We start from the raw sequence: 12,060 nt of genomic DNA, 5'->3' as shown, positions 1-12,060 counted from the left end.
CACGCCGTTTCGCGGTACAGAATGCCGGAACTGACTACATCATCAAAATCAACCAACCCGCGGCTGGGTCAGCTGCAGCTCGAAAACCAGCGCCTCCGGCGAGCGGTCGAAGAGCTGTCAATTCTCAACGATCTGGCAACGGCCATTGGAGGGACGAGCGATCCGACCGAAATCATGCGGATCATCGTTAAGCGGTCGCTGAAAACAGTAGGCGCTGAGCAGGGAGTCATCACACTCATCGACCAGACTACGAATGATCCGTCCAAGACGCTGATCCGCACCATGGAGAGCTCGAAAGAGCAGGAGGCGATCCATCCCGACCAGAGTGTACTTGGATGGATGATGACGTACCAGCGGCCGCTCGTAATCAACGATACGGAAACCGACGTACGATTCAAGGGCACAAAGTGGGATCCGTCCGTCCGCTCAATTCTTTGCGTCCCGATGATCTCGCGGTCCAATTTGATCGGTACGCTGACCATATACAACAAGAAGGCGTCAGGTGGTTTCACGGAGCCGGATCAGCGGCTCGTGGCCATCCTGGCCGGTCAGTCGGCGCAGGTGCTGGAGAACGCGAGGCTCCACGACGAGGAGCAAACGTACCAGCTGATCCAGGAAGAACTGCAGGTTGCGAATCAGATTCAGTCGCGGCTCCTTCCGCAGAGCATGCCGGCGATCGACGGATACGATATCGCAGGCACGAGTTTGCCTGCCCGATCGGTGGGCGGTGATTTTTTTGACTTCGTTTCACTTGAAAACGGGGAGCTCTGCTTCTGGGTTGGTGATGTCGCCGGAAAGGGTTTGCCCGCTGCCCTGACGATGGCCACCGTGCAGGCCACCCTTCGAGGAAGCACAGCCTCTTCGCACGAGACGGCACACTGTCTGTCGACAACCAACCAATACCTCTGCGCCAACACGGCCAGGGGTATGTTTGTAACCCTGTTTGTCGGATTCCTCAATCCGATGAGACACATCCTCCGCTATGGCAACGCGGGGCATAACCGGCCACTGCTGTTCCGGGAAGGAGAGCCGACTCGCGGCCTCGACGAGGGAGATCTTGTTCTGGGCTTCTCCGAAGAAATCGTCTACAGCGAGTGGCGTGAGACGCTTCAGCCAGGCGACATCGCACTTGTTTTCTCCGACGGAATCACGGAATCCATGAACCGGGAGCGGGACCAGTTTGGCGATGACCGACTGGCAGAGACCATCATGGCCAATCGAAACAAGGGAGCGGCCGAGATTATTGAGAGCATTGTAGCGGAGGTTGAGGCCCATGCCGATGGCGAGGCACAGGCCGACGACCTCACGATCGTGATCATCAAACGGACCCGGGGGTGACCCATGGCGCGTTTCCGCCCCATGATGTTGACTATCTGCAAACCAACGTGTACTGTCAATCAGAGCGTCGTCCGCTCAAAGGTAGCCGAGAGGTAATTCATGTTTATGCGGTTCGTAAGATTGTCAGTGAAGCCGGAGTCCCTTGACGCGTACGTCAAGTTCTTCGAAGAGGTTGACTCCAAGGCGCTGCACAAGATCGATGGTTGCCTGTTCGCAGGACTTATCCGGGCTGATAGCAACTCCAGCGACTGCATCGCCCTGACGCTATGGAAAAGTGCCGGTCACGCTCAAGCGTATGAAGAGAGCGGGCAATACGCCAGGCTGCTTGACGACAACAGACCCTTCCTTATCGATTCTTCGGAGTGGAGAGTGCAACTCTCGGAAGATCTGACCCTTCAATACGCGCCTGTCGAAAGCGAACCCCAGGTCGACACGTTTGAAGTGACGGCATCGACCGACGACGATGCGCCGACAGAGGATGAACTTTCGCATATGTTCTTGAGGACCACCACGCTGAACGTGCAGGCCGGCAAGGAGAATGCCTTCGTCAAGCTCTACACCGAGAAGATCATCCCGGCACTCAAACAGGTCGATGGTTTTCGACACGCCTTTCTCGTGGAGAGTACACAGGATCCGTCCGACATGCTTTCGGTGACGGTGTGGGAGAACCGCCAGAAGGCGGAATCCTATGAGGCGAGCGGGCGGTTCGGGTATCTCGTGGATGAAGTGAAGCCTCTGCTGTCGTCTCTCTTTCAGTGGAAATTCTCGCTCGATTCGTCCAAGAAAGACAGCGTTGTGACGTCCGACGACCTGCGTGTCGAGGGTTTTGAGATGCTCACGGGCGATTGATTCGGGATGTCCTTGCGGCGGCTCGCCTGGACGTGTCATTTCACTGATTTTGAAGCATTTCGGGCACCTGATTTGCTGGATGCCCACGCAGGCGTTTCGTACCTTTCGATACCCATTTTTGCGGCCCCGGCGCACGGCAACGTACGATCCCAGCGGGGCGCTGATGCTGCCACTTTTCGAGCACCGTGAGCCGTTGCGATTACGGGTCCACACCTTCCCAGAGTCCGAATAAAACATCATGGAGCAGGACGATTTCCGCATAGTCCCGATTAACATCGAGGAGGAGATGAAGTCCTCCTACATCGACTATTCGATGTCGGTGATCGTGGGTCGGGCCCTGCCGGATGTTCGCGACGGACTCAAGCCCGTTCATCGGCGTGTGCTGTACGGCATGAGCGAACTGGGGTTGACCGCCGCGAGTGCGTTCAAGAAGAGCGCCAGAATTGTCGGAGAGGTTCTCGGAAAGTACCATCCCCACGGAGACACTGCCGTCTACGATACGATGGTCCGGATGGCGCAGGAGTTTTCCATGCGGTATCCGCTCGTGCACGGCCAGGGGAACTTCGGATCCGTTGACGGCGACCGGGCAGCGGCAATGCGATATACCGAGGCACGCATGACGCGCCTCGCCGAGGAGATGCTTCGGGATATCGACAAGGAAACGGTCAACTACCAGGAAAATTTTGACGGCTCTCTGAAAGAGCCCGTCGTCCTCCCGTCTGCGTACCCGAATCTGCTCGTCAACGGCACGGACGGCATCGCCGTCGGAATGGCCACGAAGATTCCTCCTCACAATCTCGGTGAGGTGATTGATGGAATCCTGGCGTTCATCGACGATCCGGAAATCACCATCGACGGGTTGATGAATCATATTCCCGCCCCGGACTTCCCGACGGCTGGAATTATCTACGGTCACGTCGGTGTCAGGCTCGCCTACCACACGGGCAAGGGACGCGTCGTGATGCGCGCTCGAATCGAGGAAGAGGAGATCCGTGCCGGCAAGCATGCTCTAGTGATTACGGAAATCCCGTTCCAGGTCAACAAGAGCACGCTCATCGAGAAGATCGCATACCTGGCTCGTGAAGGCCGCATCGAAGGGATCACCGATCTTCGTGACGAGAGCGACCGCGACGGGATGCGAATTGTGATCGAACTCAGGCGTGATGCCATGCCGCTCGTCGTCCAGAACCAGCTGTACAAGTTCACGCCGTGTCAGCAAACGTTCGGCGTAAACTTCGTGGCGCTCGTGAACGGCCGGCCCCGGACGCTCACGCTGAAGGAAGCAATCACCCACTACGTCGACCACCGGCACGAGATCGTTGTTCGACGCACCGAGTACGACCTTCGGAAAGCCGAAGAGCGCGCCCACGTCCTGGAAGGCCTGAAGATCGCGCTCGATCACCTCGACGCCGTCATCACGATCATCCGGAACTCACCGGATACGGACGCCGCCCGGCAAAACCTGATGGACGGCGTACTACCCGCCCACCTGACCAAAGCGCAACTCGAGCGACTCGGCCTTCCGACCGAAGGAAAGCCCCTGTTCTCGCTCAGTGAGATCCAGGCAAAAGCGATCCTGGATATGCGACTGAGTCGACTGACCGGACTCGAACGGCAGAAGGTCGAGGATGAGTATCGTGATTTGTTGCAGCAGATCGAACGCTTCAAGAGCATCCTCGGAAATGAGGGGCTCCGCATGCAGATCATCAAGGACGAGCTCGCGGAAGTCAAATCGAAGTATGCGGACGCCCGCCGCACCGAGATCGACTACACCGGGGGCGATGACCTCATCGTGGAGGATCTCGTCGAAGACGATCAGATGGTCGTCACCATCAGCTGGCAGGGGTTGATCAAGCGGACCGACGTAGGCGAGTACAGGAAGCAGGGCCGTGGCGGTATCGGCATGCGCGGCAGTGGAATGCGAGACGAGGACTACATCGAACACCTGTTCGTGTCCTACAATCACGACTACCTCCTCTTCTTCACTGACCACGGGCGGTGCTACTGGCTGCGCGTCTACGAAATACCCGAAGGGGCCCGTACGGGCAAGGGGCGATCAATCCGAAATCTGATTCAGATCAGCCCGGAGGATCGTATTCAGGCCGTGCTCCCTATCTCGAAGGAGAACTTCCGCGACAAGCAGTTCCTGGAAAGCCACTATGTATTCATGGCGTCGCGCGGAGGCAAGGTCAAGAAGACGCAGTTGTCTGCGTTCCGTCGGCCGCGTGTCGACGGCATCATAGCAATCTCTGTCGTCGAGGGCGATCAGTTGCTCGAGGCAAAGCTCACCGATGGCGGGGCACATATTATTCTCGCCTCGTCGGCCGGTCTTTCGGTTCAATTCGATGAGGAAGATGTACGGCCGACCGGTCGCAATACACAGGGTGTGCGCGGCATTTCGCTCCGAAAAGGACAGGAAGCGATCGGGATGATCGTGCTGAGGGGAGACTCGCCGCAAAAGCAGGTTCTGACGATCAGTTCGAATGGCTACGGCAAGAGAACGGAGGTCGAAGACTACCGTCTGCAGAGCCGCGGCGGCAAAGGAATCATCACTCAGAAGACCACTGAGAAGACAGGCACTGTCGTCGCCATCAAGGCGGTGCTGGAAACGGACGACCTCATGATTGTCACGCAGAAGGGTCTGCTGATCCGCATGCACGTCGCCGGCATCAGTACGCTTGGACGAAACACACAGGGAGTGCGACTCATCAAGATGAAGTCCGGCGACTCCATCGCGGACGTGACGCGACTTGTAGTCGACGACGACGATGACGAGAGTGGTGCGGAGACGATTGTGCCCTCAACCAACGGCTCTCCTGTCGCGTCGTAGGTCAGGCAGACCCGTTGGCCTCGACGGCATGCAGCGCGTCTATCAGCAGTCCGAGCCCTTCGTCGATCTCCTTCTCTGTGATGGTCAACGGCGAACGGAATCTGAGTGATTTCTGTCCGCAGCCGAGAATCACGAGCCCCGTCTTGAAGCATCGAGCCCGCACCGCGTCCCGCAGGGCTGTTGTCGGCAGATCGAACGCGCACATGAGGCCGCGGCCCCGGGCGCCCGAGATGGCCGCCTCCGATTCCTCCAGTTCGCGAAGACGCTGCAGCAAGTAGTCGCCGACGGACGCGGCGTTCTGCACGAGATTATCCTCTTCGATGATCTCAAGGATCCGGTCGAATCGAACCATGTCGACAAGATTACCGCCCCACGTGGAGTTGATGCGGCTAGGCAGCTCGAAAACGTGATTGTCGACCTCTTCAATCTTGCGACCGGCCAAAATTCCACACACCTGCGTCTTCTTGCCAAAGCAGAGAATGTCCGGTTCGACTCCAAGGGCCTGGTGCGCCCAGAACTCGCCCGTAATACCGACGCCGGACTGGACTTCGTCAAACACCAGCAGGGTATCGTTCTCGTGGGCAAGATCTTTCAGCGACTGCAGGAATTGCGGCCGAAAATGATTGTCGCCGCCTTCACCCTGAATCGGTTCGATGATCACGCACGCGATGTCGTCCCTGCGCTCACGAAAGTGAATCTTCGCCTGGTCGAGGGCGAGCTGCTCGCGATGCTCCAGATCTAGCAGTCGTTTGTCCGTAATAGGAAACTCGATCTTCGGATTGCTGACGCGCGGCCAGTCGAAACGGGGAAAGTACATCGTCTTCCTCGGGTCGGCCGTGTTCGTCAGCGAAAGCGTGTAACCGGATCGGCCGTGGAAGGACTGTTCGAAATGCATCACCTGGCTTCCAAGCTCACGCCGGTGTCCTTTCCGGAAGTTCTTCCGAACCTTCCAGTCGAACGCCGTCTTGAGTGCGTTTTCGACCGCCAGGGCGCCACCCGAAACGAAGAAGGCATGGGGCAGATAATCCGGAATGCCGACACGGCTGAACGTATCGACGAAACGAGCCAGGTGTACGGTGTACACGTCCGAGTTCGTGACCTTGTTCAGGGCCGCTTCGGTGAGACGCTTCATGAAGTCCGCATCTTCCGTGAGTTTGGGATGATTCATCCCCAGCGCGTTCGAAGCGAAGAACCCGAAAAAGTCGATGAAAGCGCTTCCGGAATCCGCGTCCAGAAGATGCACGCCATGGCTCTTCTCCATGTCGAGAACCATGTGAAAACCGTCCGTCAACAGGTGACGGCCCAAAACCTTCTTCACGACGTCTGGCGTCACAGACATCTTCGAAACGACTTCCATAGACACCCTATTCGTAATATCCGAAACCGGAACAGCTATCGCGACCGTCCGGGTTCGGGATCAATTTGTCCGGGATCGTGGTTGCCCAAACCCTCGCGTGCGACGCGCGTTGAACTCGGCAACAACGACGAAACCAGGAAAGAACACCTCATGGCCGGAACCAGCCACGAGAACGACAAGACGGCCAGAACACCCCGCCTCCCGGGGCAAATCAGCCTGAAACACGTTTCGCGTGAGACAATCAATGCAACGGGCGATGGCGATCCGGGTTTCGTTGAATTGCCGGTTGTCGAGGCCGTCGCGACCCCTCCCGGGAGGGCTCGAAGACCGGACTGGTTGCGCGTCAAGCTGCCCTACGGAAAGGCCTACAAGAATCTCGTCGATATCATCGACACGCATGAGCTCCACACGGTCTGCCAGAGCGCCCGATGTCCGAACATGGGCGAGTGCTGGACGGCAGGCACCGCCACGTTCATGATCCTTGGAAATGTGTGCACCCGATCGTGCGGGTTCTGCGCCGTGCTCACGGGAAGGCCCGACGAAGGACTCGACTACGACGAACCCCGCCGGGTAGCCGACGCCGTGAAGAAGATGGGCGTAAAGCACGCGGTCATCACGAGCGTAAACCGCGACGAACGCAAAGACGGCGGCGCGCCGATATTCGCCGACACCATCCGGCTCATCCGTGAAGCGACCTCGGGGTGTACCGTCGAGGTGTTGATTCCTGATTTCCGAGGTCTCTGGGACGCACTCCAGATCGTCCTCGACGAACGTCCCGACATTCTGAATCATAACGTCGAGACCGTGCCACGCCTCTACCGGAAAGTGCGGCCCCAGGCCGAGTACCAGCGATCCCTCGAGGTGCTCAGCAGGTCGAAGGCTCAGAGCCTGCGCACAAAGAGCGGGATCATGGTCGGCCTGGGCGAGTCCGACGATGAGGTGCTTGCACTAATGGATGACTTCGCCGGCATTGGCCTGGATGTCATGACCATCGGGCAGTATCTCCAGCCAACGCATATGCACTTGCCGGTGGAAGAGTTTGTCCACCCGGACAAGTTTGCGTGGTACAAGGAGGAGGGCGAAAGACGGGGGATCGAACATGTCGAGAGTGGACCGCTCGTCCGCTCGTCGTACCACGCTGAGCGACACGTGTAACATCGCGTCTATTCACCCCGATTTCGACGCTTGAGCGGGTATGCCTGAGCACACCCCGCGAAATCCGTCGATATATTTTGACCAACTGAGTCCGCACGGTGCGGGCCGACTCACCCGGCACAACAGAACGACCCATGGCAATAGAACGAACACTCGCAATTCTCAAACCGGATTGCGTACGCAAGAATCTCATCGGCGAAGTCGTCGTCCGAATCCAGAAAGCCGGCTTCCGCGTGCGGGCGATGAAAATGGTGCAGCTTTCCAAGAAGGAGGCCGAAGGGTTCTACGCTGTGCACCGCGGCCGTCCGTTCTTCGATGAACTCACGACGTTCATGTCGAGTGGCCCGTGCGTACCGATCGTCCTTGAAAAGGGGCATGCGGTGGCAGACTTCCGAAAGCTGATCGGTGCCACAAACCCGGCGGAAGCGGCAGAAGGAACGATCCGACAGCTCTTCGCGGAGTCGATGGGCGAAAACATCGTGCACGGCTCCGACTCCGTCGAGAATGGTCGACTGGAGGCGTCGTACTTTTTCCCCGAGCATGTTATCGTGGCGAACAGTTGATGGTACACCTACAAAGAGCATCAGCCATCCTCGGGATCGGCATCGCCCTGGGTCTCTCAGGATGCGCCGACAGTCCTCGCACACTGGACGCGCCATCTAGTACTGCGAGCCCCTCGCCCATAACGACAGGGGCAGATGCTCTGGCCGCTGCCGACTTCGACGTGTTGAGCGGCTTGCGCGTCGGCCTGATCTCCAATCACACGGCCCGGGTCGGAGATGCACATCTTGCGGATCTCCTTGCAGCGTCGGACAACGTCGAGCTCGTTGCCCTCTTCGGACCGGAGCACGGCATCCGCGGGACCGCCGACGCAGGAGATGTCGTCGGCGACTCCGTGGACTCATCCACCGGCGTGCCGGTATACAGTCTCTACGGTAAGAACCGTGCGCCAACCGAAGAGATGCTGGCGAATGTGGATGTCCTTCTGTTCGACATTCAGGATATCGGCGCGCGCTTCTACACGTATATCTCGACCATGGGCCGCTCCATGCAGTCGGCAGCCCGGTACGGAAAACCGTTCTACGTCCTCGATCGACCCAATCCCCTGTCCGGGGAGTACGTCTCCGGCTTTGTGCTCGATGAGGAGCATCGGTCTTTCGTGGGCGAGTATCCGATTCCTGTTGCCCACGGAATGACGGTGGGCGAACTCGCCGTAATGATTCACCGGGAAGGGATGCTTCCCGGGCTTGACTCGCTCGAACTCGAAGTCATCCCGTTGCAGGGTTGGGAACGTTCGATGCAGTGGCCGGAAACCGGTTACGACTGGATCGCACCAAGCCCGAACATTCCAAGCTTCGAAACGGCTCTCGTATATCCGGGAGCGTGCTTTGTCGAGGCGACCATCGCAAGCGAGGGACGAGGAACGCTGAGCCCGTTCCTCTGGATCGGGGCCGAGTGGGCCGGACCACTGGCCGACGAACTCAATGCGCGGAATCTGCCCGGCGTACGCTTCGAGAGTATCCAGTTCACGCCGCGATCAATTCCCGGGATGTCGACGCGGCCCAAGCTGCTCGACAAGCCGCTGGAGGGAATCGGGTATCAGATCGAAGACAGAGATGCCTTCCTTCCGGTCGAGACCGGAATCCATGTTTTACACGGATTGATGAAGGCGTACGCGATGTCCGGCGGTGAACGGTCCGAACTGATCAGGGAGTCGGGCATGTTGCGCCTGGCCGGAACGTCGCGACTGACGGAAATGCTCGTTGCGGGAGCGGAGCCTCAGGAAATCATCGACGCGTGGGCCGGAGAGATCGACTCGTTTCGTGCGCGGCGCGCGCCGCACCTTCTCTACCCCTGATTCTGCGTGGGCGCTTCGGTCTGGTCGGGACGCGGTCGCCACAGAATGGCGTAGATGATCTCGAGATAGCCTCCCAGAATAATGAGCGGCGCGACGTAGAGAGAGATGAAGCCGTCCATCTCATTCTCCAGTCGCATGGCGGTGTAGCCGATCACGATCATCGCCACGCCCAGGCCCACGAGGATGTAGTTGCGGCGCGTGAACACCATCTGGGCGGCGGCAGCGCGTCGCCCGCCGGTTCGGCGCTGCTGGGACTTACGCTTCTCAGATTTTTTGGCCATCGGATGTCTTGCTTCGTGGGCAGGTCAAACCCTTCGGCTGAAAGCGATGTTCCGATGGCAACGGACAGCCTGCGAATCGCGCATCAACCCTGTGGTTCGGTATCTGCCAGGCCGTGCGTAGATTAGTGCCCTTCCCCACCCGCAACCCGGACCATGCCGCTTATCATTAGACACGTCGTAATCGGGGCCATCGTCATCGTGGTCCAGTGGCTGGTTTTCGGAAGATTGACGATTCTCGGAGCCACGCCCGACGCCGTCCTGTTGTTTGTGGCTTGGATCGGCCTCAGCTACGGTCGTCGTTCGGGGGCCGTCGTGGGCTTCTTCATGGGGCTCGTGATGGACGCGATACTCGACACGTGGGGCATGCACATGATGCTGAAGACGGTGGTGGGATTCGTGCTCGGCCTGCTGCCCTCTGACGAGTACGACGAACTCGTGATACTCCCCCGTCAGGCCCTGCTGGGCGGATTCGTTATCGCCTTCCTGCACAACGGGTTGCAGGTGGTGTTCCTCGCGATACAATCGGGAGCCGCGAGTACATCGCTGACGCTCAGCGTGTGGCTGGGGTCCGCCATCTACACGGCGCTGGTCGGAACGCTTTTCGCCCTGTTTGCCGTTCGATAGGGACGCCAGCGTTCAGTTGATAGTGCGTGCGGCTACCATAATGTCGGCGAAAACGCCGCCGGCCGTCGTTTCGGGCCCGGCTCCCGGGCCGCGTACGATTAGCGGATTGCCTTCGTGGCGGCGCGTCTCAAACTCGAACAGATTGTCAGTACCGGCCAGCGACCCCAGTGGGGATGACCGATCCACATGTTCGATCGACGCTCGAGCACCGTCGGGACCGATCTCACCCACGTACTGAATCCGGAATCCCTCCTCGCCCGCTTGGCGGGCGCGTTCCGACCAAGCGGCATCGATTCCTGGAATCCGCGCCAGAAAACTGTCGATGTCTCCGTCGTGCAGCGAGTCGTCGAGGATCGGCTCCAGCACCACCTCATCGGGCTCGATCCGGAGACCCATCTCGCGCGCCAGAATGACAAGCTTGCGTCGCACATCTGCACCGCGCAGATCTTCGCGTGGATCCGGCTCGGTGAATCCGCGCGACATCGCGTCCATGAGCGCCTGCGAAAACGCACGGCCGTCCGACACCTCATTGAAAACAAACGACAGCGTGCCGGACAGAATAGCGCGGATACGAATGATCTGATCTCCCGAATCAACCAGGTCCCGGATGGTTACGAGCACGGGAAGGGCCGCACCGACCGTAGTCTCGGACAGATACGGCACGCGACCCTCGCGCTGCGCCTCACGCAGGGCGTCGAACTCGACTTGCGAGGCCGAGCTCGCCTTTTTGTTGGCCGTCACGACCGCGATACCGCGGCCAAGCAGCGCGCCGTACATACCGGACACCTCCGGAGATGCGGTTGCATCAACCACGATCAACCGATCGAGCTTTGACGACAGGAGACGTTCAAGAATGGATGTGGCGGAGGATGACTCGCTCGACTTCTTGAGGCCGTCAACAGCCCGCTGCGGATCGATTCCCTCTTCGTTCCAGATCATAGACCGACTGTTCGCGACGCCGACGAGGGACAGGTCGATCTGCTGTTCCGCCTGCAGCCAGGCCTGTTGCCGCGCGAGCAATTGCAGAAGCGCCGATGCGACTCCGCCGGCCCCGAACACGAACAGATGTGCACGGCGCTGCGACCGGGCAAAGGCGGCGTGCAGGGTGGTGAGTGCCGGACGCAGGTCCGCCTCCTCGATGACAGTTGAGATGTTGGACTCCGACGCACCCTGCGCGATGGCCAGCACATTCACGTTGCAGCGGCCCAGCGCCGAGAACATGCGTCCGGCGAGACCCGGCTTGTGCCGCATTCGATCGCCGACAGCCGACAGGATCGCGCAGTCGCGAATGGAATAGATGCGGCTGATATCTTGCCGCGTGAGCTCAACGTCGAACGCGCCGATGAGACTGTGTACAGCCGCCTCCGCTCTCGCGGCCATCACGACGATGCAGATGCTCTGCTCGCTTGATGCCTGAGAAATCATCAGCACGTTGATCCCGTCGCCGGCGAGCGCCGAAAAGGCCCGCGCGGATACGCCCGGTACCCCCGCCATACCGGTTCCTTCGATCATCACGACGGCGACGCCGTGAACGGATGTGATGGCTTTCACGCGTCCGCCCGACGGTTTGCCTTCCGGCGTGATCACGGTACCGGCTGCACCGGGGTTGAACGAGCTCTTGATGTGCAGCGGGATCGAATGTGCCAGCAGTGGACGCATCGTTCGCGGATGCAGCACCTTCGCGCCGAAGTACGCGAGCTCACCCGCCTCCGCGTAGCTGAGGGCGTCGATCGTAAACGCATCTTTGACGATCCGGGGATCAGCCGAA

At 59.4% G+C, this 12,060-nt stretch carries 10 protein-coding genes; 7 read left to right on the top strand and 3 right to left on the bottom strand.

Annotated features, from left to right (window positions below; genetic code table 11):
• Positions 1–21 precede the first annotated feature (21 nt).
• The 3 genes from HKN37_05960 (at position 22) to gyrA (ending at position 5,017) form a co-directional block, all read left to right on the top strand.
• Positions 22–1,338, top strand: a complete 1,317-nt coding sequence (locus HKN37_05960) for a SpoIIE family protein phosphatase (GenBank protein ID NNE46186.1) — start codon at positions 22–24, stop codon at positions 1,336–1,338.
• A 105-nt stretch (positions 1,339–1,443) separates the two neighbouring features.
• Positions 1,444–2,187: a hypothetical protein gene (locus HKN37_05955; protein ID NNE46185.1), complete on the top strand. Its 744-nt coding sequence runs from the start codon at positions 1,444–1,446 to the stop codon at positions 2,185–2,187.
• A 238-nt stretch (positions 2,188–2,425) separates the two neighbouring features.
• A complete protein-coding gene (gene gyrA, locus HKN37_05950; GenBank protein NNE46184.1) occupies positions 2,426–5,017 on the top strand; it encodes a DNA gyrase subunit A in 2,592 nt (863 codons plus the stop codon).
• 1 nt (position 5,018) lies between these two features.
• Here the strand turns inward: gyrA and HKN37_05945 are convergent, their stop codons facing one another.
• Positions 5,019–6,374 (bottom strand): L-lysine 6-transaminase, encoded by a 1,356-nt coding sequence (locus HKN37_05945; GenBank protein NNE46183.1) that lies wholly within the window; start codon positions 6,372–6,374, stop codon positions 5,019–5,021.
• A 150-nt stretch (positions 6,375–6,524) separates the two neighbouring features.
• On the opposite strand from HKN37_05945, the gene lipA reads away from it, so the two are divergent.
• The 3 genes from lipA to HKN37_05930 all read left to right on the top strand — a co-directional run bounded on the left by lipA (position 6,525) and on the right by HKN37_05930 (position 9,387).
• Positions 6,525–7,529, top strand: a complete 1,005-nt coding sequence (gene lipA, locus HKN37_05940) for a lipoyl synthase (protein NNE46182.1) — start codon at positions 6,525–6,527, stop codon at positions 7,527–7,529.
• Between the two features lie 140 nt (positions 7,530–7,669).
• Positions 7,670–8,092 carry a nucleoside-diphosphate kinase gene (gene ndk / locus HKN37_05935; GenBank protein NNE46181.1) on the top strand — a complete coding sequence of 141 codons (423 nt, stop codon included), beginning with the start codon at positions 7,670–7,672 and terminating at the stop codon, positions 8,090–8,092.
• Positions 8,092–9,387 (top strand): DUF1343 domain-containing protein, encoded by a 1,296-nt coding sequence (locus tag HKN37_05930; GenBank protein NNE46180.1) that lies wholly within the window; start codon positions 8,092–8,094, stop codon positions 9,385–9,387. Before ndk ends, HKN37_05930 begins: the two co-directional genes overlap by 1 nt.
• Here the strand turns inward: HKN37_05930 and HKN37_05925 are convergent.
• On the bottom strand, positions 9,378–9,596 hold the full coding sequence (locus tag HKN37_05925; GenBank protein NNE46179.1) for a DUF3098 domain-containing protein: 219 nt from the start codon (positions 9,594–9,596) through the stop codon (positions 9,378–9,380). The genes HKN37_05930 and HKN37_05925 overlap by 10 nt on opposite strands.
• Before the next feature lie 225 nt (positions 9,597–9,821).
• On the opposite strand from HKN37_05925, the gene mreD reads away from it, so the two are divergent.
• Entirely contained in the window at positions 9,822–10,292 is a 471-nt protein-coding gene (mreD, locus tag HKN37_05920) for a rod shape-determining protein MreD (GenBank protein NNE46178.1), read from the top strand.
• A gap of 12 nt (positions 10,293–10,304) precedes the next feature.
• Here mreD and HKN37_05915 read toward each other — a convergent pair.
• Positions 10,305–12,060, bottom strand: a 1,756-nt coding sequence (locus HKN37_05915) for an ACT domain-containing protein (protein ID NNE46177.1), incomplete at its 5' end; no start/stop codon positions are given.

It is taken from the genome of Rhodothermales bacterium, assembly GCA_013002345.1.
Lineage (GTDB): Bacteria > Bacteroidota > Rhodothermia > Rhodothermales > JABDKH01 > JABDKH01.
This window is presented reverse-complemented; position numbering and strand designations above follow the sequence as displayed.

What these genes read in the sequence shown, in the direction of transcription:
- lipA (NNE46182.1), top strand. Translation starts at nt 6,525, where the DNA reads ATGGCCGGAACCAGCCACGAGAACGACAAGACGGCCAGAACACCCCGC.
- HKN37_05960 (NNE46186.1), top strand. Translation starts at nt 22, where the DNA reads ATGCCGGAACTGACTACATCATCAAAATCAACCAACCCGCGGCTGGGT.
- HKN37_05930 (NNE46180.1), top strand. Translation starts at nt 8,092, where the DNA reads ATGGTACACCTACAAAGAGCATCAGCCATCCTCGGGATCGGCATCGCC.
- mreD (NNE46178.1), top strand. Translation starts at nt 9,822, where the DNA reads ATGCCGCTTATCATTAGACACGTCGTAATCGGGGCCATCGTCATCGTG.
- HKN37_05945 (NNE46183.1), bottom strand. Translation starts at nt 6,374, where the DNA reads ATGGAAGTCGTTTCGAAGATGTCTGTGACGCCAGACGTCGTGAAGAAG.
- gyrA (NNE46184.1), top strand. Translation starts at nt 2,426, where the DNA reads ATGGAGCAGGACGATTTCCGCATAGTCCCGATTAACATCGAGGAGGAG.
- HKN37_05955 (NNE46185.1), top strand. Translation starts at nt 1,444, where the DNA reads ATGCGGTTCGTAAGATTGTCAGTGAAGCCGGAGTCCCTTGACGCGTAC.
- HKN37_05925 (NNE46179.1), bottom strand. Translation starts at nt 9,596, where the DNA reads ATGGTGTTCACGCGCCGCAACTACATCCTCGTGGGCCTGGGCGTGGCG.